A 22,688-nucleotide genomic window follows, 5' to 3' on the forward strand; every position below is an offset into this window, starting at 1 on the left:
GTAATTCCTCCAACCTCAAAATTGATAAATTGCTTCCATCCCCATTAGTTTCACATGATCTTTTGTGATTCGAGATGTTTTATTTGTTTTTATACTGACGAGAAAGTCAATATTTTTAGCTTGATAAATGGGTTTATCAAACAATATCTCTTGATAAGAATTACCATTATTCTGATCAAAATAATGATTAAATGTTCTTAATACCATTGAACCTCTATTTGGCGTTCTTAATTCAAAAGACATTTCCAACCCATGTAATATGTCCAAATTATTGACACGAATCCCTGCCAGAGTATCTCCCAGACAAGTAAAGGTTAATGTTAAATCTTTCGAGTAGATTTGTATCTTATTTTCATTTAAAGGAATAGATATTAGTTTATTAACAGCTTCTTTGCTACTGTAAGTTCTTGTAGTGTATTCATCTTCGAATTTATTATTAAATCTATTGATATGTTGAGTGTATAACTTTAACAATAGAGAGTAAATTTCTTTGCCTCTAACTCCTTCGATCGAACACAATGTTTCAAATGAATTGTTTTGTAAATAAGGTAGACTTTCACGATAACAGTACCATTGAATCAAGTCATTATTGGTGAAGTCATGTATTAATCCAACTCTATTGTTGCTTGCAATTTGCACTATTTCTTCTATATTGCAGCTGTAATAATCCCATTTGTTATCAACAGCCAATTTAACAATATCCTGGGAAAGTTTTTTTCCAAGCATTAAAATCGGTTCAATACCAAGTCTTGTAATTTCCTTTAATTGTTCAGGGTTAAAATTCTCACCAACAACGTATGCTACTTTTCGATTACTTGTAGAATAGTTAAACTTCACAAGTTCAATCATTTGTATGAATTTGTAAAGATTGGATTCAGTTGTGTATTCATTCTTAACAATATCTAAGGCGTTTTTATGAATTTCTAAAAGTTTTTCATTGTCTAATTGAAGTATTTCTCGAACTTTTTTAATTAATTCGCCCGGTTTATTTGAAATCATAAAACCAGTTACTGTATCTGAAATCATCTCATAAACAATTTCGTTAGAATATATCCCCAATGCTCCCGAGGCTGTTGTTTCTAAAAATTTTATTGGGCTCTTGCTATTTTTAAAACTTGAATTCTCAATTACAGATACAATTATATCGAATGAATGATCCTTCAATGCCAATAAATACTCTTCATAATCATCTATTCTATTAATGAATTTATATTTTGATTGATCTACATTCTTTAGTGGGATACTCCCAATAAAATAGAATTCCACCTCATCTGAAAGCGACTTAGCTATTTCATCAATATCTTCCGAAAAAATTACTAACTCTTCTTCCCTTGACTCGTAACCGATCCAAGCCACTTTTAATTTCCCATTGCGTGGAGAAAAATCGTTTAATTTTTCTCCCAAAATATTAGTAGGGATTTGAAAAATGTTTTCGTTATAATTTTTAATTTTATGTGTCAAATTTTTATTGGGGGTTAGTATCAAATCACTTGACTTGAGATAATTAACAATTACTTTATAGTTCTCTGTATTTGGCTCAAATATTTTAAACTCTTCCCTTGGTAGTGTGTATAATTCCAATAAGTTATCATCCATAAGGTATATTGTTGGCTTTTTATTAATTAGTCTTTTCAATTCAGGTGTTATAATAGTCAATCGTTGCAAAATAACTACATCAGCATAATCAATTAATCTATGATCTAAATGATTTATCGAAACAAACATTATATTGAACTTATTTTTGAGGAATTTAACAAAATTTGTAATCATTATATTAGTTGTCCCATTGTAGTCCTGTATTACTACTACTATTGTTTCTTTTCTAACAGATATAGGTTCAAATTGATCTGATATTTCCAACTTATTCCGATACCAAGGTAATAAATGTTCTACGTACAACAACTCTTTTAGAGAAGGTTTATCAACTATTTCTATACTATCCACGATACAATATTCGGTATTATCGACTCTTAATTGATAATTTCGCTCATCATTTTTGGTCTGTAGATATTTAAGAATTGATTGATCTAGAACGGCGGTTCTTCCCAAGGAATCAATCTGGTTTCCTTCTACCAAACTTACAATATGATCGACATGATGAATTGATATTTTTTCAGACCAACGAAGCCATAAATCCCAGTCACAAAGCCTTTTCATTGATACATGCATCTCATAGCCGCCATAGTCAAACGCTATTTGTCTGTGGTGAAGGACTGTGTTATTAGCTATAGTATTCGTGAGTCTTAACATATTGAAATTAAATTTTTCGCCAAAAATTATTTCGTGCTTTGAAAGAAGATCCACAAACTTACACTTGCCATACACTAGACAAGGTTCATCGAATTTGCTAATACTATTGAAAAGAACTTGCATAGCATCACTGTACCACTGGTCATCATCAAATTGATAAGCTATATATTTTCCCCTTGAATGCAAAATGCCTTGATTAACCCTTAAAGCAGGCAAACCAGAGTTCACATTATTGCGGATATACACAATTCTGTTATCCATACTCAAATATTCCATCACAACAGACCTAGTTTTATCTATAGATCCATCATCTACAATGATCAGTTCTAACTCTCTAAAAGATTGGTTTAAAACAGACTCGATAGATCTACTTAAAAGCCCATTGTCTCCCCGACAATAAGTAGGTAAGACTACACTAATTTTAGGATTATTAATTAAATTTTCGGATTGATAAATTTCTGTATCCTTTAAAAAATAGCTTGCTTCAATCATTGATGAGTCTCCTTATTTAATAAGCTATTTGAATTGGAAATATATGCATCTGCAACTTCTTGAGGAGTGCCCGTCATTTTAATCCCACCATTTTCCAGCCATATGCATTTATTGCAAAATTCAAAAGCAGATGCCATACTGTGTGTAACATAAACTAATATTTTCACCCTATCTACTAATTCATTTAACCTATTTTGGGCTTTTTTTAGAAACCTTGCATCACCTGCAGCAACAACTTCGTCTAAAAGGAGAATATCCGGTTCAATAGCTGTTGAAATTGAAAATGCTAACCTAATGAACATTCCAGAAGAATAGTACTTTACCGGAATATTTAAATGTTCCCCCAACTCACTAAACTCGGCAATTTCTTTCATTTTTCGTGAAATTTCTTTTGGGCTTTCGCCTAACATTAATCCTCTTAATTTAATATTTTCCCACCCTGTAGCTTCCATCTCAAAGCCAGTTGCAAGTTCGAATAAGCTTGCGATTCTACCCTCGACTTTTAGTGCTCCACTAGTAGGTGGATAGATACCAGCAACTACTTTTAAAAATGAACTTTTCCCGGCCCCATTATGTCCAATGATCGCTAGTCTATCCCCATCATATAAAGAAAGATTAATATTTTGTAATGCATGGATTGATTTTGCACCGGTAACTACAGATAGTCTCTTTTTTCTAGGTAATAATAAATCTTTAAGGCTATTATCTTTTAATATTTGATATTCCAGGTTAATGTTTTCCATCTCGATATAACTCATATAATCACCACATCACAATCTAAATGTGATCTTTCTACCAATTTTATTAATTAGTAATATTGCAATCTGACAAAGTATAAGCGTTAAGATAACACTGATTCCCCAACTTTGAAGACTAGGCAGTTCTTTTCCCAACAACGGCCTTCTAATAATCTCCAACATATAGTAAAAAGGATTTAAAAGATATAACCATTGGAAGTTTTCAGAATCCAACATTTCAGGTTTATAGATAATAGGACTTAAATAAAATAATCCTTGGATAATCAAAGATTGAAGAGGTTGGAAGTCCCGGATATACAGATTAACAATCGCGGAAATAGTAGCCCAGGCCGAGCAAAATAACAACCAAATTATTAACGCAGGAATTACCAGCAGCATATTAAGACCAAAATTATTGGGATTAATAAATATATAGATTAAGAAAAAGGCAATAATTGAAATCAACAGGTTAACAAAATTTACCAAACTAGCTCTGAGGGGAAATATTTCTATCGGCACCTGAGTTTGTTTTATATAACCCTGAGAACTAAGAAATGATAAAGATCCTCCTTCAGCGCTTGCGGTAAAAAATAGCCATGGTAATAACCCGGAAAACAAATAGGGAATAAGTTCTTCCATGGATGTCTTGAAAACTACTGAGTAAACTATTCCTATAATTAGGACAATCCCTAGTGGTGACAAGAAATTCCATGCTACACCTAATATTGAATTTCTATACCTATTTTTTAAATCTTGTCTAGTAAGACTCACTAGAATATGCCTTGCAGAGATTAGATTTTTAAAATAATCCACAAGCAACTACCTCTCTACCATCTATTTATTTTAACTTCATAATAATTTTTTTGATTATGATATAAAAGGCACTTAAACCATGATTCTGAAAAATGCGTTTTATTTTAAACAAATACATATTGTTAGTTTCTCTTGTCAATTTAACTTCTTTTGATGAACAGTAAGGAGCTTTGTAAGAGCAGATCTCAGGAATTTCAGATAGAACTTCTTCTGCTATCTTTTCTGAAGTAAAAGCTTCTTGCAACTGTTTATAACTTTGCTCTTTTATTTTTTCACTTAATTCTTTATTATTTATTAGGGTTTCAATAGCCTTTAACCAATCGTCATAGTTATTATCTACTAGTAGCCCCGTTTCTCCTTCTTCCACTACAAAAACATAAGGTTCAACCTTAGAGTAAATGCCAGGAGTTCCAATTGCCCCGTACTCTAGATACTTATTGAAATATTTACATGAATGAAATTCTGTAGACGGAAGTGGAGCTAAACCAATATCCCAATTTCTTGATTTCATTATCTTTTTATAATCATCATAATTATTGGCATAAGGAATATGAAGGATACGATCGCTTAATCCAATAAAATCAGGCCTAGCTCCAAAAAATTCAAAATAAACATTGTTCGGAAATAACTCTAATACATCGAATACAATCTGCTTAAGAAAATCATTTAGGTATGATCCGTGGTCGATACTACCAGCGAACCCGATAGTGATTTTATCGTCATTCTCTTTAGTAGGAAAAGATACCTTGTTCTCCAATAATAAAGATGGGGCGTTTATAGTAGCTGCTGATTCTACATATGATTCATATTTTTTTAAAATGTTAATATTTGTTGTCCATAAACAATTTGAAAGTTTTATTATTCCTAAAATATTATCTCTTATATGCGGCAGATCAAAGTATAATGCAGAAGCTGAATTTTTAGGAATATTCAATAAATCATCATCCATAAAATATATAAGAAATTTCCCTAGTCGCTGCCCCTCCTTCATTATCTCACGTTCAATATTCTCACAGCCTCGGATACATACTATGATGTCGGCCCAACCCACTTCTTGTTCAGTGACCGCCAATGTTTCCTTGAAGCAAAAATCGATGTACCCTTTTTTCTCCAATATATTAAGCGCAGATACAACACCTACAGTAGCAGATGGAATCTCTTTTAAGCAAAAAGCAAGCACTTTAGTTTTCTCCATCTCGCCCACCGAATAACACCATTTTTAAAACCTCTCTATTTTCACTGAAGTACTTATCGTATACAGTAAAACCAACTTTTTGATAAATATAGACAGCCTTATCGTTATCAGAAAACACTTCGAGAGTTATTTTTGATAAATTAAGATCATTAAAAGCAAATTCGCTCAAAATTCGAAGTACTTTCTCTCCTATACTTCTACCCCTTGCCTCTTTTTCTGCAATCAGCAATCTTCCAAATTCAGCACTTCCTTCATCATGATTGATATGGTAAAGTGCTACTGTACCAACATCAATATTGTCTAATTCTATTATGAACATATAATCATCGGTTTTATTGATGTACGATTGGTACCATTTTTCTTGCTGCTCCGGGCTAATTATTTCACTGTTTAAAAAAAAAGACCTCGCCCAGTCAGAGTTTCTCCATGATCTCATTTTCATAAGATCACTCGATAAGACTGGTCGAAGAGTAATTTCGTTAGATGTTATTCGGATTTTTTTCTTCATAATAAATCTCCTTATCGTAGTTAGCCCTTAATTCTTTTAACGTATTTCTCTAATGATTCTTCCCAATTGGGCATTCTAGCTTCTAAAATAGATTCCAAAAGATGATTACTCAAAGCCGAAAAGCCCGGCCTTTTAGCCAAACTATTGAACTCCTGTGATGAAATTGAGTTTACCTTAGTTTGAATTCCCAATTGTTTTAATATGCTTTTAGCAAAATCATATTTTGAGCAATATCCGTTTCCGCTACAATGAAACAGACCAAACAATTGTTTTTTTAACAAGATTCTTATATGACTTACTAAATCAGGTAAATAAGTAGGATTCCCAACTTGATCATTGACAACATTAATCTGTTTATGTGTTCTAGCAAGATTTACTATGGAATTAAAAAAATTTTTTTTTGAACTTCCGTACAGCCAAGAGGTCCTGAGAATAATATATCGTTCACAAATCAACTGGACAAATCGTTCACCATTTAATTTTGTTCGACCATAAACATTAATTGGATTAGTGGGACTAGTTTCATGGTATGGCACTCGTGTATTACCATCAAATACAAAGTCTGTAGATATATGCACCATCGTAATTCCATATTCATTAGAAATTTCAGCAATATTCCTAGGCCCAATTTCATTGACCATCATTGCAAGGTCAGGGTACTTTTCTGCATTATCAACATCATTATAAGCTGCGCAATTAATAATAATCTCTGGTCTTAATTCGTGAACTACTTTCAGAATAAGATCTCTATTAGTTATGTCTAGTTGCCTTGAGTTTAGCCCAACCACTTCATTTTCGCTCATTAGTTCTTCAACAACCAGCCGTCCTAACTGTCCTTCTGAACCGGCTACTAAAATTTTCATCTTAGGACCCTACAAAAACTTCACTAATTAAGTTCTTTAAATATAGTCCATAGTTCGTTTTCAACAATGGTTGTGCTAACTTTAACAATTGGTGCGAATCAATCCATCCATTTCTGTAGGCAATCTCTTCAATACAAGCAACATAATTCCCTTGCCGTTTCTGTACAGCTGCAACAAAATTAGATGCATCTAACATTGAATCATGAGTGCCTGTATCTAGCCAAGCCATTCCTCTACCCAACAGATTTACATTCAATTGGCCAGCCTCTAAGTAAAGGAGGTTCAAATCTGTAATTTCAAGTTCACCACGTCGTGATGGTTTCAATGATTTTGCTTTATCAGTGACTGAGTTATCATAAAAATATAATCCAGGTACAACATAATTTGATTTCGGTCGCTCTGGTTTTTCTTCTATTGACAACACTCTTCCAGAACGGTCAAATTCTACAACACCATAATGTTCAGGGTTTTGAACATAATATCCAAATATTGTTGCCCCTACATCTAAAGAAGATGCAAGTTTAAGGCTGTTCGTTAATCCGTGCCCCCAGAAAATATTATCTCCTAATACCATTGCAACATTTTCATTATTAATAAACTTTTCTCCTATAATGAAAGCTTCTGCCAAACCATTCGGAGATGGTTGAATAGCATACTGGAAATTCATCCCCAGATCTCCTCCATCCCCAAACAGTTCCATAAAGCCAGAAATATCCCTCTCTGTCGAAATAATTAAAACTTCTCTTATTCCAGCAAGCATCAAGGTAGAAAGAGGGTAATAGATCATAGGTTTGTCATATACTGGTACCATTTGCTTAGACATTGCTTTGGTAATAGGATACAATCTAGTTCCAGATCCTCCAGCTAAAATTATGCCCTTCATTAAATTACCTCCATTAGTTCAATATAATAGTCAATAAGCAACTGAAAGAATTGGAGCGACGAGCATGACTGTTAAACAGCCCCATAAACACTTAGATTGCTCGTCGCCCGATATAAACAACAGACTTATTTGATTAAAACTTGAAAATTAATAGGTATATTTAATAACAGTCTCACTTATAAAGTCGATGTCTTGTTTTGTTAATTGAAGGTGCATCGGTAACGAAATTATTTTCTCAGAAATGTTGTGGCTATTTGGGCACGTTCCATGTGCATAATTATACATTGAGTAGTCTGTGTTATCTCTGTAATGCACACCAGGGTAAATTCCGCTTTCATTTAGTGCTAGCAATAACTCATCCCTATTATCAACAGCTATTACATATAGGTGTCTAGATGATTCGCAATTCTCGGCAACAAATACAGGTTTAATTTTCGAATGATATTCTTTGAAATTTTGGTTATACCATTCCGCCAATTGTCTTCGGTATGCATTATCCTGGTCTAGATATTTTAATTGAACCAGCCCAATGGCAGCCATAATTGAATTGCCGTGATATTTATAACCTACATATTCGACATCATACTTCCATTTATACGCTCCCTTATCATTTGCTCTCGCATAAGTATCCTTATTAATACCTAACCAAGTCAATTTTCTGCATAATTCATCAAGTTCAGACTCCTTGAAACAAATCATTCCAGAGTCAGCAGTAGGAAGGTTTTTTACGGCTTGGAAAGAATAAACAACAACATCTGCTTCTTTACCTGGTATCTTACCGTTCAATCTTGTCCCTGCCATGTGAGCTGCGTCTAAAATCAATTTTAAATTATATTTCTCACACAGCTCGACAATTTCCATATAACGACCTGTATTGCCCCCTAGCCCTACAAACATTATTGCTCTAGTTTTAGATGTTATCTTTTTCTCAACATCTCTTGGGTCTAGACACAGATATTCATCGACATCAGCAAAAACCGGCTGAAGATTTTCGTACATAATTGCATGGTTTGTAGATACAAACGTTAAAGGTGTAGTTATTACTTCATCTCCATCATCCCATTTGTATTCCATTTTTAAAATTTTCAGTGCCAAACTTAGACCAACCGTAGCTGAATTTAAAAAGTGTGCATTGGGAAGTCCAGTATATTCTTTCCACTTATTCTCAAATTCTACCGTTTTAAAACCGAGACCAGTCCACCCTTTTTCCAAACATTCTCTAATCTCTTCTAAGCACTCGTCTACGCGAAATGTCGGTGTGAATAATTGAATTGCCAATTTTAATCCCTCTCATTCTTATTTAATGATAATCTTGATTAACCCCTGACAACAGGGAAAGAGAATAATGCATCCAGTATACGGTAAAAGTATTTGTACGTCGAGATTCAGTCGAGAATGCTCTATATTTACAACAGTGGAATGCTCAGAGAATTTATTAGCTTTTAACCATTTAGAAATGGTAACCAGTTGTTGCTAGATACTCTCGACTAAGTTATGCTAAAATATTGTCGAATCTCACAAAAAGGAGAATGGAAACTTTGTCTAATCCAGTATACGGTAAACAGGCGAAAAGGTCGAGTAACGTCGAGAAAAAGCCTGCGCTTCTTTGGGTGTTAATTGTTGCCATCATAGCGTTTTTAGTTTGGACTCCCTTTCAGGTAGCACTTTTTAATGGTCAGATGTTAGAGTTCGAAAAGCCTTTGTTTTGGGCGATTGCCTTCGGTTCAGTATTGCTGTTCCTATGGATCGCCAACTATTACAAGAGCTTTAAACTTAATGAGCAGCGAGACTGGCTCCCCTTAGCGGTACTGTTGCTGCCTATTACATATCTATTGTCGTATTTTGGGGCCGCCTCGCATTATTTGGCGATGAATATGGTGCTTGTCGAATGCCTGTATGCCATCATGTTCATTATTAGCATCTATCTGCTCCAGGATCAGAGAGCCAATAAAATCATTCAGACGACGATCATGACGGTCGCGTATATTATTGTATGGTTCGGTTTCCTGAACTGGTTCGGTCATGGAAAATTTGCAGGAACACTTGTTGTCTGGTTTTCAAATGGTGTACTGAACGGGAAATACACGGATGCGGTGATGACGGATTCCAACGGACTGCGTTTGACCTCCGTCTTCCAGTATGCCAATACATATGCGGCATTCCTCATGGCTTTCCTGTTTGCTGCCGTATTCTGTCTGATTCGCTCGAAAAAATGGTATGGGCAAGCCATTCACGCATTTATGCTGGTACCGATTATCGTGTCGATATTGCTCACGCTTTCCCGCGGCGGTCTGGTTATGCTGCCTGTTGTATTCGTTCTTTTACTGCTATTCCTGAAGCCGGCGAAACAAATTCTTTGGGTCGTATATTGTGCAGTCGCAGGCATTGCTTCCCTCGCCATCTCCAAAGAGGTTACCGATCTGGGACTTCAACTGAACCAAAAATTCGAGGCAGGTGGAGCAGCCAAAGCATGGGCATTCCTCTTAATAACATCCGTTGTGGTGGCAGTGATCGGCTGGGTCATTCAAGCATTTCTTGCTCCTAAGATGGAACAGGGCTTGGCTAAGGCCTCAGCCAAAAAGCTTGCCAGTCTGTGGATTCCGGTCGGATCGGTGATCGTGGTTGGCGTTGTAGCCTTTTTGCTTATCGGAACGAGCGTACGCAATATTTTGCCGGAAAACGTCAGCACGCGACTTGAGAACATTAACTTCAATCAGCACAGCGTGCTGGAGCGGATTACTTTCTATAAAGACGGCATGAAGGTCGTCAAAGATTACCCGGTTCTCGGAGCCGGCGGCGGCGCTTGGGCTGCATTGTACGAGAAGTATCAGAACAACCCTTACACAAGCCGTCAGGCGCACAACTTCTTTGTTCAGTACTTGTTGGAAGTAGGCATTGTCGGATTTGTTATTTTCATGGCATTTGTCCTGTTTATTTTCTATAAATATATTCGCGGGTATATCCAATCGGATGGGGAAAGAAAAGATTCATATTTCTTGTACCTCATTCTGACCCTGTCTATTCTTATTCACAGTATTCTAGACTTTAACATGAGTTACGTATTTATCGGGATGCTGGTGTTCATTGGTCTCGGGGGCATGGCCGCCGCCATGGACAGCAAGCCGCTGAAGAAGATTGCCTGGAAAACAGAGGGCGCAGGATGGATTTATAGTTTGGTGGTCGGCATCTGCGGAGTCGTCGTGCTAATTACTTCGGTTCGCTTTGTGCAGGCAAGCAATGCCGGTCTGGAAGCCCGAAAAATAGCACAAACGAGCACTTCTTATGAGGAAATCAAAGCGGCGCTAGATAAAGATTTGAAGATTCGCCACACTCATCCGGATTCCGTACTGCTGATGTCTTCGCTGTATCAATCGGTGTATAAACAGACCCAAAACGACGATTTTTATAATGCGGCGAATTCTCTCCTGACGGATGCGCTCAAGAAAGAACCTTATAACAAAAGCATGATCAACCGCCTTATTACCAACTATCAGCTGAAAAATGAAAATGATAAAGCCTTTGAAACGCTGGTTGCGAATGCCCCGAAATTCAATTGGGATATCGAATGGTATGAAAAAATGATTACGCAAGGTTATGAGCTGGGTTATACAGCGCTTGGCCAAGGCGATACTGCGGCGAAAGAGAAGTACTTTAAAGCAGGAATTGCTGCCTTTGAAAAGGTTCAAGCCGGTCTCAAGCATCTGGCTACGCTGCCCCAAGGGCAAATGGCTGGACGTCCGTTCTCCAACTCTCCGGTTATGATCCTTGATACCGGAAAGATGTACTACATGATGAATCAGCTGGATAAAGCCGCTGAAACGCTGAAGATGGGCGTTACCCAGGACTTTAGCGATGTGACGAACCGCGAAACTACTCGTTGGTATTTAGCAGCATTGATGAAGCAGGGCTCTAATGATCAGGCTGTTTATGACCAATTCGTTAAAGCCGATCCGTCAGAAAAAGAGTCGATTGAAAAATTAGTGCAAATCAATTTTTAATTTAGATCAAAAAAAGAGCAGTTCACTTCAATAGTGAGCTGCTCTTTTTACTAGCATAATCCAATCCAAGCGGACGTATATAACGCAACACAGTTCAGGCGCCATACTAGCAGGTTGAAGGGCATATTGGACAACATAGATTACCTACGTTTGCTTATTTAACTAAACCGAATACTTCCGCTCCCTCTCCATTACCTCCCTCATAAACTCCAGCAAATCCTTTTTCAGCTCCTCATGCTGCAGCGCATAGTGAATCGTCGTTTTGATGAATCCAAACTTCTCGCCAACGTCGTGCCGCAAGCCATCAAAATGATAGGCAAAAATCGATTCGGTTTCGCTCAGCTCGGAGAGCGCGTCCGTTAATTGGATTTCGCCATTAACACCAACGGGCTGCTCTTCGAGGATCGTAAAAATTTGGGGCGTCAAAATATACCTCCCCATGATGGCCAAATTGGAGGGCGCCTCTGAAGGCTGTGGCTTCTCTACCAGGGCGTTTGCCCGGTATACCCGATCATTTACCCTCGTTGCATCCACAACGCCGTAGCGGGAAACCTCGGACCATTCCACAGGCTGCACGCCCACGATGGAGGATTGATGTTCATTATATATGTCCATCATTTGTTTTAAGCAAGGAATCTCGGATTCTACGATATCGTCCCCGAGCAGAACGGCAAAAGGCTCATCGCCAATGAATTTGCGTGCGCACCAGATCGCGTGGCCCAGGCCCTTGGGCTCCTTTTGCCGAATGTAGTGGATGTCTGCCATTTCGGAGGACTTTCGGACTTCATTCAGCAGATCCCATTTCCTTTTCGCCGTCAAATTATGTTCGAGCTCGAACGAATAGTCGAAATGATCCTCGATGGCCCGCTTGCCTTTACCGGTAACAATGATGATATCCTCAATGCCGGAGGCAACGGCTTCTTCTATGATGTATTGGATGGTGGGTTTATCGACGATCGGCAGCATTTCTTTGGGCATCGCTTTGGTGGCCGGTAGAAAACGGGTCCCCAGCCCCGCCGCCGGAATGATGGCCTTACGAATTCTCATCTATATGCTCCTTATCCGGAAATTCTATGTAATACATGGTTAATACACGATTTATACATTAACTATTACCCTATTATATCGGACTTTACCCGAATTCGCTTGAATGTAAAAAAAGCCCCCACTTGATCAGAGGAGAAATGATCAATGCAGGGGGCGATATCGTTTAGATCCTTACTTCACCAACTGCCCCCGGGTTACCCCGAGCTGGTTGGTGGCTTTCAGCGTTTTCCATACCTGAGTGCCGCTGATTTCGCCGCACAGGGCGCGGTTGTAGAGGTCGATGACCTCATGCACCTGCTCTTTCGTTTCCTCGAGGAACTCGACGCGGTAGCGCGCTACGCCCAGGTCCATGAAGTTCGTCAGGTACTCGGCGCCGGATTGCTCGATGGCGTTGTAGACCGTATTGCGGCAGCCTTCGTCCACCCGGACCGGGTGGGACATGCCGATGCGGTCCTGCAGCGATACCCGGTGCGCTTCGCACGGGCGGCCGCAGTTGGTGTAGTCGGTGCCTTCGCTCAGGAAGGTACAGTATACACAGTGCTCGGTATGGAACATCGGCAAATGCTGATGGATGACGATTTCCATCCGCGACGTGTTCGAACGTTCGAGCAGATCGACCATCTGCTGGATGTTCAGGTCGTACGACGGCGTAACGATGTCGCAGCCGGCTTCCAGGAACAGGTTCACCGCTTTATGGTTGGCGATGTTCAGCGAGAAATCGCCGATCAGCTGCGGATGTTTGGCATCCGGGTTCTGCATCCGTTCGCGCAGATAGAAATACAGCGCGCCGGTGTTGCGCACCAGCACGGCGTCCGGCTGGAGGCGCAGGATGTTTTTGTGGATGCCGTTCTCGATCGGCATATGGATGCGCGGCGTCACCAGCGCAATCCGCTTGCCGGCCGCATGAACGAGCTCTACCGCTTCCTTGAATTGCTTGATGAATTCGAAATCGGCGTAGATGGATTCGACGCCGGCTTCCAGCGCAGCCTCCACCTGCGGGAGGCTGCGGCACAGCGCGGTGAGCTCCGCCTCACCGCGGGCCACCGGCGATGCGCTGCGCGCCGCATCGCCGAACACGTCCACCGCCCGTTTCACGTATACGGGCGGCTTCGGGCGCTCGCCAGCGAGCAGCTCCACCGCACGGCGGCGGATACTGTTCAGCTCGCGCATGGGCAAGATGACGTCGCCTTGCAGGTCGACGTCCAGCTTCTCCAGCTGGAACACGGTGCCGCCCAAACGGCCGAACTGCTCTTCGAGCAGCGCGTAATCCATCGGCCGTTTCTTGGCGACTTCCAGTTCCAGCTCCGAATCCACCTGGACCGTTGTGCCTTTCTGCACATCGGTCCAGATCGTCGTCAGCAGGCCGCCGGCATGGCCGAATGCTCTCACATGCACCGGAAAGACCCGGTACGGCTTATCCGTCTCGAACGTTTGGCGCAGGCGCTTGTCCAGCGCCGGGTCGTTCGTTTTCCAGATGCGGTCGCCGACATGCACCTTATGCAGGTCCACGTCGCTGCGGCCTGGTACGATATCGACGATCCAGCCCTCGCCCGCTTCGCCTTCGATCTTGACGCCTTTGCGGCGCAGATCATAGATACGTCCGCCTTCTTCCGGCTTGGTCGGATCCCCGGCGTCAAACACGATGCCGTCCCCGCGCTTCAGCGGCGCTTCGATTTTGCACACGACGCCGTCGCGCAAAATTTTCTCCACGCGTCCGACATAGACGCCGCGGCTTTTCGGGAACGTGCCGTCTACCAGCTTTTTATTGTTCGTGCCTTCCAGGAAGCCATGCGTAAACCCGCGCGAAAAGCTCTGCTGCAGCTCGCGCATCTCCTCCTTGCTCGGCTTCGTGTCGTCTCCTTCGAAGTAGCGGTCGATCGCCTTGCGGTATTTGCTGACCACGTTTGCGACGTATTCCGGGCTTTTCAGGCGCCCTTCGATTTTGAACGAAGTGACCCCTGCTTCGATCAGCTCCGGCATCAAATCGATCGCCGCCAAATCCTTAGGCGAAAGCAAATACGCAACGTCGCCCATCGGCTTTTGCTCGCCGTCGACCATCAGGTCGTACGGCAGGCGGCATGCCTGCGCGCATTCGCCGCGGTTCGCCGAGCGGCCGCCCCACATTTCCGAGGTCAGGCACTGACCGGAATAGGAAACGCAAAGCGCGCCGTGCACGAAAACCTCCATCGGCAGCTTCGCCTGCTCCCCGATTTTCTGAATCTGCTTCAAATTGTTTTCGCGGCCCAAAACCACGCGTTCCATGCCCCAAGGTTTCGTAAATTCGACGGCCTCCGGGGACGTGATCGTCATCTGCGTGGATCCGTGAATCGGAAAGTCCGGAGAAATTTCACGGATCATTTTGACGAGCCCCAGGTCTTGGACGATGACGGCGTCAACGCCTGCGTCGATGCACGCATCGATCAGCTCTTTGGCGTCCTCCAGCTCGTTTTCGAACACCAAAATATTAAACGTCAAAAACCCTTTTACGCCGTAGCTATGCAAAAACGACATGATTTCCGGAAGCTCGGCCATCAAAAAGTTGTTGGCGCGCGCCCGGGCGTTAAACTTCTCGACGCCAAAAAAGATCGCGTCCGCCCCGTTCGCCACCGCTGCCCGCATGCAATCCCAATCGCCGGCCGGCGCAAGCAGCTCCACATCTTCCCTGCGCAATGCTTTTGTGCTCATGTATATCCTCCCAAACCGGCTTTTGCCGGTTGCTGTAGTTTTTTGTTTCTATTAATCCAAGTTATTTTCTTCAAACTCTTATAACCTCTTCAACTTATCTAGTTTACCAGACATCCCGCAATCCATCTACTACGACCGAGCGATCCACGGGTGGTGGATTTTGCAAACATGCACGCTATCATTTTGGTCAAAATAGAGGCCGGCCATTCGGGCCATGAAGGCATCTCATATGGATCTCGGACTATACAGCTCTTCCTTCTTTTCAAAAAAACGCAAGCAGCCCCTTTGAGGAGCCGCTTGCGGTCAGTCGATGATGGATTTTATGAGTGTCTATGCTCGTTCCTTATTTCGCTTTTTCCGTCAACGCAAACGAATTCAGCGTCTGCTCCAACGCCGCTTTTTGCAGCTCGGTCGCATTGGCGTCATTAAGGGACGCGCTGATCGTGTAGACGACGTCGTCCTTTTGCAGCAAAATCTGGCGCGCGCTGTATGGGATGCCGTCCTTCACCTGGTGCACCGTGATTGAAACGGCCGGAACGCCGGCAAAGGTGATGTTTTCGGTCTTTTCGACCTTCAGGTCCTTCTGGTATTTCGCGGCCTCCACGTAATACGCTTTGAGCTGGCTCGCCGTCGCATCCAAGGAACCCGACTTCTCGGCTGTAATCCGGAATCTCCCTCCGACAAACTGATATTCGACGGGAGATCTTTCGAATTTATCCTGGACCGCGGTCCAGTACTGCGGAATGTTGATTTTGTATCCGAACGCCTTGGACTGCTTCGTCGTCGCTTTCGTTTTACTGATCAGGAAGGCGTCTTCCTCCATTTTGCCAAACGTGTCGGAGACGACGTCAAAATCGATCTCAATGGACTTCATCAAATCCTTGAATTTGTTCAAGTCCTCTTTGTTGGCCTCCGGCACGGCGTATTCGGCATAATAGCGGTAGCCGTTATGAAGCACCATCACTTCGTATTCCGTCATCCAGCCGTCGCCGTAGTTGTACCGGACCTCGTTGACGAGCCCCTTCTCGCCGGAAATTTCGATCGGAGTCGTGCCTACGAATTGATAAGCATCCTGCACAAAAGCCTCTTTGACCCACGTTTTCAAATCCTCGCTCCACTGCTCCAGGCTTTCGCCTTTCGGCGAGGAGGAGACGTCCAGCTTCAGATAACTTCCCTTTTTGCTTTCGTAATACATATTGGCATTGTCGACGCTCCAGCCTGCAGGCACGTCCAGAGAAACGCCGTAATCGTCGTTCCCTTCGCGGCGCATGCCGTTTTGGACGGTGGAAAGGTCTTTTACCGTTTTATCATAACCGTTGTAGCCGATGCTGAACGAATCCAGGAATCCGGCATACCGTTTCAAATCTTTGTAGTTCGTTGCCTTCAGGTCGGCAAAATACACCTCGTATACCCGGCCGTTCGCGTAATAGCTGCGGTTTTCCCAGAATGTCCCGTCCCCGTCTTTGCTGATGATCCGGGCATACGGCACTTTGGCCTGCGGGAAGCTTTCCCGGTCCACCACCAATTCGCCGGCATCCTTCGCGTCGCTTACCAGCATCTCAAGCAGCTCGTCCGCTCCGAGCTTGACGTCCTGATCATTTGTGTGAACCTCGACGTAATAGGTATTCTCCGCATCCCCGAACGACACGATGCTCTCATCCTGCTCCGAATCGCCCAGAAGCAGGCCGCTCGGGTAGTTCATCGACCATTGATAGTAGCTGTTGCCGATTTTCGTCTTGCCCTGATCGGTGTCAATGCCCGGATCTTCCGGATCACCGGTATCCGACGGCGCGAGGCTGACGACAAGCGTTCCCGTGCTTCCCGGCGCCAATTCCGCCCCGATGCCTTCGGCAACCAATCTGAGCGGGGCCATCAACGTTCCCGATACCATCGCCGGCGCGGCATCCAGCTTTATTTTACGCCCGTCGACCCAAGCGGTATGGCTCCCGATCGTCATGGAGACCGTATGCGGCCCATACATCACTTTCACGACGTTTTCGCCTTCAAGCCGTATCTGGCTGCCAAATGCGCGTTTGAACAACCCCAGCGGAACCATCAGCGTTCCGTGGTCCAAATACGGTTTTGCGATCTTTTCGTCTTTTCCGTTCAGCAAAGCCGAGGTGCTTCCGGCCTTTACTCTAAACGATAGTTTCTCCGCCGCATTGTCGGCCCACGCCGGCATCGCCGCCGAAAATACGATGCTTCCCGCCAATAACGCGGAACCCCATTTCAAAACCCCGTTTCTCTTCATCCGTGCATGTCCCTTCCCCATTAAAATTCATCTCCGGCATCGCCCGCTGCCGCTTCCCCGATGGCGTCCTCCCCGAGCTCCGCCGTCAGCACGAGCTTGCGGACCACGATATCGCCGTCGCTCTGCATCAGCAACTTGACCGTTTGTCCAGGCATATAGGCTTTGAACAATTCGTTGATGTCCACGATCGATGTGACGCGTTTGCCGTCAATGCTGTACAGGACGTCATTTTCGCGGATGCCGGCCTTCTTCGCTTCCTCGGAGACGACCTTCGTGATGGTCAAAGGATCCTGCGTCGGCAGCCCCACGATCGCGGACCAGCTCTCCTCCATACTGAATCCAAGGCTTGGCCGCTTGACCTCGCCGTATTTAAACAGCTGGTTGATCACGTACTGCACCGTTTCCGACGGAATCGAAAATCCCATATTTTCCACGCCGACCGCCGAAAACTTCATGCTGTTGATGCCCAGCACTTCGCCTTTCATGTTGACGAGCGGTCCGCCGCTGTTGCCTGGATTGATCGCCGTATCGCTTTGAATCAACCGGTACGAGGCGTTAATGGCCCTGTTCAGGCCGCTGACCACGCCCACGGTTGCAGAATTGCGAAAAGAGAACGAAATCGGCGTGCCAATCGCCACGACCTTTTCCCCGACCTGGGCGTTTTGTGCCGACTTGGCGAACACGGCCGGTTTCAGATTGGAGGCATTGATTTTGATCAAGGCCAAATCGCTGATTTCATCGACATATGTATCCGTAATTTTATACGTTTTGCCGTCCGCAGTGACAACGACGGTGCTTTGCAGTCCGTTCACGACATGGGCGTTGGTCACGATCCAGCCGTTCGGCCGAATGATAACCCCCGTGCCATGCATCAAGTTGTTGCGGTCTGCCGTGGTTTGTCCTGCCGGAGCCCGGCCGATAATGCCGACGACGGACGGCGAAATGTCTTTCACGATTTGCGGAACCGGATCGGCAGCAACTTTCAGCGGATTCGGCACCGCAGTTTTTTGATTTTTGGCAGCCGCGGCCGCCGTCGCCGTTTTGGCTTTTGCAGTCCCTTGCTTCGCTGCGGTTTGCGCGCCGGCTTGAGCGGCACCGCTAAGCAGCAGCAGGGTGCAGAACAGTATCATGACCCTCTTTTTCCCCATAGGCTTCATCGTCCTCACCTAGCCTCATTTTTCTAATTTTACACATTATTGGTGCTTCTCCCCTGAACCTTAATGCCAAATGTAACACAGAATATAAAAGTGTACAATTCATCCGTAGCCCTATCTTTTAAAGGCGAAAAAGGAACATATACCGACAGTGATTCCGACCCCTGAACGTCGCGGACGAATGCTCTGCGGGTCGGGCGAAGCGCCGGGCCTTCCTATGTATCAGCGTATAAAAAAAGACCCCTTCTACGCCCCAGGGCGCAAGGTGTCTTCGTCATGCTTTGCGTAAATATCGGCCTAGCTTAACCAGTTTTGAACCATGGCATAATCGGAAGCAAGGAAAACCAGCAAGCAAATGATGCTGAATCCGATTGCAAACTTGTTCTTGACCGGCTGTCTGATCAAACGAATGGTTCCGATCAAAATAAGCAGCGTAAACAGTATCATAAAAATATCAAAGGTGTTGAATTTGGATGCGGCTGATGCAGCAGCTTCTGCAAGCAACATGATTGGACCTCCTCTATGAACGTTCGCTCGTTTTTACATATCTCCTTACATGTTATCCTTCTGCCGGGGCAGATGCAAGACTTTCCCTTCAAAAAGCCTGCAAAAAGTTGAAATTGTCATGAATTTGCCTATTTTTGGATAACGATGCCGTGAGAAGGATACTTAAAAAGACCTGAACCTGCTTTGTCATAGTATGGGTTTATTCGTCCCAAAATATGTTCGGAACAACCAAAACACTCCCACAAAACGGGGTTGATGGCTTCGAATCCGAATCAAGGACTTTGCAGGGACCCCGGAATTTATCCATATGTTGTAGAAAAAGAAACCGCCGGAGTTTCCCTCCGGCGGCCATGTCTCCGCTGCCTGGAAACGAGAATCAGCTGCTTACCTTCATCGCTTCGGTGCGCGCCGTATCCCGTTCCAAAATAGGCTTAAGATATTTCCCGGTATAGGAAGCCTCAACCTGGACGATCTGCTCCGGCGTGCCGGTCGCGATGATCGTTCCGCCGCCGCTGCCGCCTTCCGGCCCGAGATCGATCAAATAGTCGGCCGTTTTAATGACGTCCAGATTATGCTCGATGACAAGCACCGATTCGCCCGAATCGACCAAACGGTGCAGCACGGTCAGCAAGCGGTCGATATCGTCCACGTGAAGCCCCGTCGTCGGTTCGTCAAGAATGTACATCGTTTTGCCGGTACTGCGGCGGTACAGCTCGGAGGCCAGCTTCACGCGCTGCGCTTCGCCCCCGGACAACGTCGTGGCCGGCTGCCCCAACGTAATGTAACCGAGGCCCACGTCAAGCAGCGTTTGCAGCTTCCGGTGGATTTTCGGGATGTTTTTGAAAAACTCCGTTGCGTCCTCCACCGTCATTTCCAACACATCGGCGATGCTTTTGCCTTTGTATTTGACCTCCAGCGTTTCGCGATTGTAGCGTTTGCCTTTGCACACTTCGCAAGGCACGTACACGTCCGGCAGGAAGTGCATTTCGATTTTGATGATTCCGTCCCCGCGGCAGGCTTCGCAGCGCCCGCCCTTGACATTGAAGCTGAAGCGTCCCTTTTTGTACCCGCGGATTTTCGCTTCGTTCGTTTGCGCGTAAATGTCGCGGATATCGTCGAACACGCCGGTATATGTCGCAGGGTTCGAACGCGGCGTACGCCCGATCGGAGACTGATCGATATCGATGACCTTTTCCAAATGCTCGAGGCCCCGGATTTCCTTATGCGCCCCCGGACGCACTTTCACGGCTTTGTTCAGCTCTTTCGCAAGCGTTTTATACAAAATCTCGTTGACCAGCGTCGATTTCCCGGAGCCGGACACGCCCGTTACGGCCGTGAATACGCCGACCGGTATTTTGACGTTCAGGTTTTTCAGGTTATTCTCGCGCGCGCCGCGGATTTCCAGCCAACGGCCGTCCGGTTTTCTCCGGTTCGGGTTGACGGGAATGAACTTCCGGCCGCTTAAATATTGTCCGGTCAAGGAGTTCGGATCTTCCATGATTTGCTTCGGCGTCCCTTTTGCGATGACGCGTCCGCCATGAATGCCCGCCCCCGGACCAATGTCAATGATATAATCGGCGGCGAGCATCGTATCCTCGTCATGCTCGACGACGATCAGCGTGTTGCCAAGATCCCGCATATGCTCCAGCGTCGCGATCAGCCGGTCGTTGTCGCGCTGGTGCAAGCCGATGCTCGGCTCGTCCAAAATGTACAGAACCCCCATCAAGCTGGAACCGATTTGGGTCGCGAGCCGGATCCGCTGGGCTTCTCCGCCGGACAAGGTTCCCGCCGCGCGGCTGAGCGTGAGGTACTGCAAACCGACGTTGACAAGGAATCCCAGCCGGCTGTTGATTTCCTTCAGAATCAAATGGGCGATGGAGCGTTCCTTTTCGCTCAGCTCCAGCGAATCGAACAGCTGCATCGCGTCGCCGATCGACAAGCTGGTCACGTCGGCGATATTATGTCCGCATACCGTTACCGCGAGCACTTCCTTTTTCAAACGATGCCCTTTGCAGACTTCGCATGGTTTGGCGCTCATGAAGTTTTCGATGAACTCGCGGATGCCGTCCGAAGCGGTTTCGCGGTAACGGCGCTCGAGGTTCGGAATGATGCCCTCGAACACGACGTTCGCTTCCTTCCGCTGCCCAAAGTCATTTTCGTAACGGAATCGGACCTTTTCGTTGCCGGTTCCATACAGCAGCTTGTCCATGTCCTCTTTTTTCAGCTGGCTGACCGGAACGTCCTGCGGAATGCCGTAATGCTCACATACGGAGCTGAGGAACTGCGGATAATAATTGGAGGTGCTACCGGTCCAAGCCAGGAACGCCCCTTCTTCGATGGATTTTTCCATGTCCGGGATGAGCAGTTCCGGATCCACGATCATTTTGACGCCGAGACCGTCGCAAGCCGTACAAGCCCCGAACGGGCTGTTGAACGAAAACATGCGCGGAGACAGCTCTTCCATGCTGAAGCCGCAAATCGGGCAGGCAAAGTTGGAGCTGAAACGCAGTTCCTCCTGGCCGATGATATCCACGAGAATTTGACCGCCGGAAAGCTTGAGCGCCGTCTCGATCGAATCCGCAAGCCGGGCTTCGACGCCTTCCTTAATGACGATCCGGTCCACGACCACTTCGATCGTATGTTTCTTGTTTTTCTCAAGTTCGATATTTTCGGAAAGATCCCGCAGTTCCCCGTCGACGCGAACCCGCACGAAGCCTTGTTTCGCCACGTCGGCGAACAGACTTTTATGCTCGCCCTTGCGTCCGGACACGAGCGGAGCCATCAGCTGGAGTCTCGTTTTTTCCGGGTAGGACATGATCCGGTCGACCATCTGTTCCACGGTTTGGGAGGTAATCTCGATGCCGTGCTCCGGGCAATGGGGATGCCCGATTCTCGCGAACAGCAGGCGGAGATAGTCGTAGATTTCCGTTACCGTCCCTACGGTTGAGCGGGGGTTGCGGCTGGTCGTTTTTTGGTCGATGGAAATGGCCGGGGAAAGGCCGTCGATCGAATCCACGTCCGGTTTCTCCATTTGGCCCAAAAATTGGCGCGCGTACGCGGACAAAGACTCCACGTAACGGCGCTGGCCTTCGGCATAAATCGTATCAAAGGCCAGGGAGGATTTACCCGATCCGCTTAATCCCGTCAGTACGACAAACTTGTCCCGCGGAATGGTAATATCGATGTTTTTCAGATTATGAGCCCGTGCGCCTTTGATGACGATATTTTCGCTTGCCAATGCTCGTTCATCTCCTTTGGATCATAAAGCCGGCGTTCTTTGCGAGCTTTATGGCATCAGTTTGTTT

Annotated in this window: 15 protein-coding genes; 1 reads left to right on the forward strand and 14 read right to left on the reverse strand. The window is 44.9% G+C overall.

The window, feature by feature from the left end; translation table 11 throughout:
* Window positions 1–15 precede the first annotated feature (15 nt).
* The 8 genes from AC27KL_RS21370 to AC27KL_RS21405 all read right to left on the reverse strand — a co-directional run bounded on the left by AC27KL_RS21370 (window position 16) and on the right by AC27KL_RS21405 (window position 9,019).
* The gene (locus AC27KL_RS21370; RefSeq protein WP_487170993.1) at window positions 16–2,742 is read right to left on the reverse strand and encodes a glycosyltransferase; all 2,727 of its coding nucleotides are present in this window, start codon (window positions 2,740–2,742) and stop codon (window positions 16–18) included.
* A complete protein-coding gene (locus tag AC27KL_RS21375) occupies window positions 2,739–3,485 on the reverse strand; it encodes an ABC transporter ATP-binding protein (protein ID WP_487170994.1) in 747 nt (248 codons plus the stop codon). The genes AC27KL_RS21370 and AC27KL_RS21375 overlap by 4 nt, the downstream gene beginning before the upstream one ends.
* A gap of 27 nt (window positions 3,486–3,512) precedes the next feature.
* A complete protein-coding gene (locus tag AC27KL_RS21380; protein ID WP_310858634.1) occupies window positions 3,513–4,292 on the reverse strand; it encodes an ABC transporter permease in 780 nt (259 codons plus the stop codon).
* Between the two features lie 25 nt (window positions 4,293–4,317).
* Window positions 4,318–5,487 (reverse strand): glycosyltransferase, encoded by a 1,170-nt coding sequence (locus AC27KL_RS21385; protein ID WP_487170995.1) that lies wholly within the window; start codon window positions 5,485–5,487, stop codon window positions 4,318–4,320.
* The gene (locus AC27KL_RS21390; RefSeq protein WP_487170996.1) at window positions 5,474–5,995 is read right to left on the reverse strand and encodes a GNAT family N-acetyltransferase; all 522 of its coding nucleotides are present in this window, start codon (window positions 5,993–5,995) and stop codon (window positions 5,474–5,476) included. The genes AC27KL_RS21385 and AC27KL_RS21390 overlap by 14 nt, the downstream gene beginning before the upstream one ends.
* A 20-nt stretch (window positions 5,996–6,015) precedes the next feature.
* The gene (rfbD, locus tag AC27KL_RS21395; protein ID WP_487170997.1) at window positions 6,016–6,858 is read right to left on the reverse strand and encodes a dTDP-4-dehydrorhamnose reductase; all 843 of its coding nucleotides are present in this window, start codon (window positions 6,856–6,858) and stop codon (window positions 6,016–6,018) included.
* A 1-nt stretch (window position 6,859) separates the two neighbouring features.
* Complete coding sequence (gene rfbA / locus AC27KL_RS21400) at window positions 6,860–7,741, reverse strand: glucose-1-phosphate thymidylyltransferase RfbA (RefSeq protein ID WP_487170998.1); 882 nt, start codon at window positions 7,739–7,741, stop codon at window positions 6,860–6,862.
* 147 nt (window positions 7,742–7,888) lie between these two features.
* Complete coding sequence (locus AC27KL_RS21405; RefSeq protein ID WP_487170999.1) at window positions 7,889–9,019, reverse strand: DegT/DnrJ/EryC1/StrS family aminotransferase; 1,131 nt, start codon at window positions 9,017–9,019, stop codon at window positions 7,889–7,891.
* Window positions 9,020–9,279: 260 nt separating this feature from the next.
* Here AC27KL_RS21405 and AC27KL_RS21410 point away from each other — a divergent pair, with 260 nt between their 5' ends.
* On the forward strand, window positions 9,280–11,739 hold the full coding sequence (locus AC27KL_RS21410) for an O-antigen ligase family protein (protein WP_487171000.1): 2,460 nt from the start codon (window positions 9,280–9,282) through the stop codon (window positions 11,737–11,739).
* A gap of 162 nt (window positions 11,740–11,901) precedes the next feature.
* On the opposite strand, the gene galU is transcribed toward AC27KL_RS21410, so the two are convergent.
* The 6 genes from galU to uvrA form a co-directional block, all read right to left on the reverse strand.
* The gene (gene galU / locus AC27KL_RS21415) at window positions 11,902–12,786 is read right to left on the reverse strand and encodes a UTP--glucose-1-phosphate uridylyltransferase GalU (RefSeq protein ID WP_487171001.1); all 885 of its coding nucleotides are present in this window, start codon (window positions 12,784–12,786) and stop codon (window positions 11,902–11,904) included.
* 171 nt (window positions 12,787–12,957) lie between these two features.
* Complete coding sequence (locus AC27KL_RS21420; RefSeq protein WP_487171002.1) at window positions 12,958–15,471, reverse strand: U32 family peptidase; 2,514 nt, start codon at window positions 15,469–15,471, stop codon at window positions 12,958–12,960.
* 343 nt (window positions 15,472–15,814) lie between these two features.
* The gene (locus AC27KL_RS21425) at window positions 15,815–17,743 is read right to left on the reverse strand and encodes a stalk domain-containing protein (RefSeq protein WP_487171003.1); all 1,929 of its coding nucleotides are present in this window, start codon (window positions 17,741–17,743) and stop codon (window positions 15,815–15,817) included.
* Window positions 17,743–18,879, reverse strand: coding sequence for a S1C family serine protease (locus AC27KL_RS21430; RefSeq protein ID WP_487171004.1), 1,137 nt, complete (start codon window positions 18,877–18,879; stop codon window positions 17,743–17,745). Before AC27KL_RS21430 ends, AC27KL_RS21425 begins: the two co-directional genes overlap by 1 nt.
* A gap of 294 nt (window positions 18,880–19,173) precedes the next feature.
* Window positions 19,174–19,383 (reverse strand): hypothetical protein, encoded by a 210-nt coding sequence (locus AC27KL_RS21435; protein ID WP_036710521.1) that lies wholly within the window; start codon window positions 19,381–19,383, stop codon window positions 19,174–19,176.
* A gap of 376 nt (window positions 19,384–19,759) precedes the next feature.
* Window positions 19,760–22,621 (reverse strand): excinuclease ABC subunit UvrA, encoded by a 2,862-nt coding sequence (gene uvrA, locus AC27KL_RS21440; RefSeq protein WP_487171005.1) that lies wholly within the window; start codon window positions 22,619–22,621, stop codon window positions 19,760–19,762.
* Window positions 22,622–22,688: the final 67 nt, after the last annotated feature.

Source organism: Paenibacillus sp. YAE3, from assembly GCF_057546105.1.

Bases quoted from the DNA above. Each gene is read 5' to 3' on its own strand.
- AC27KL_RS21430 (WP_487171004.1), bottom strand. From the start codon at position 18,879: ATGAAGCCTATGGGGAAAAAGAGGGTCATGATACTGTTCTGCACCCTG.
- galU (WP_487171001.1), bottom strand. From the start codon at position 12,786: ATGAGAATTCGTAAGGCCATCATTCCGGCGGCGGGGCTGGGGACCCGT.
- AC27KL_RS21370 (WP_487170993.1), bottom strand. From the start codon at position 2,742: ATGATTGAAGCAAGCTATTTTTTAAAGGATACAGAAATTTATCAATCC.
- AC27KL_RS21435 (WP_036710521.1), bottom strand. From the start codon at position 19,383: ATGTTGCTTGCAGAAGCTGCTGCATCAGCCGCATCCAAATTCAACACC.
- rfbD (WP_487170997.1), bottom strand. From the start codon at position 6,858: ATGAAAATTTTAGTAGCCGGTTCAGAAGGACAGTTAGGACGGCTGGTT.
- AC27KL_RS21420 (WP_487171002.1), bottom strand. From the start codon at position 15,471: ATGAGCACAAAAGCATTGCGCAGGGAAGATGTGGAGCTGCTTGCGCCG.
- AC27KL_RS21385 (WP_487170995.1), bottom strand. From the start codon at position 5,487: ATGGAGAAAACTAAAGTGCTTGCTTTTTGCTTAAAAGAGATTCCATCT.
- AC27KL_RS21375 (WP_487170994.1), bottom strand. From the start codon at position 3,485: ATGGAAAACATTAACCTGGAATATCAAATATTAAAAGATAATAGCCTT.
- AC27KL_RS21425 (WP_487171003.1), bottom strand. From the start codon at position 17,743: ATGGGGAAGGGACATGCACGGATGAAGAGAAACGGGGTTTTGAAATGG.
- rfbA (WP_487170998.1), bottom strand. From the start codon at position 7,741: ATGAAGGGCATAATTTTAGCTGGAGGATCTGGAACTAGATTGTATCCT.
- AC27KL_RS21390 (WP_487170996.1), bottom strand. From the start codon at position 5,995: ATGAAGAAAAAAATCCGAATAACATCTAACGAAATTACTCTTCGACCA.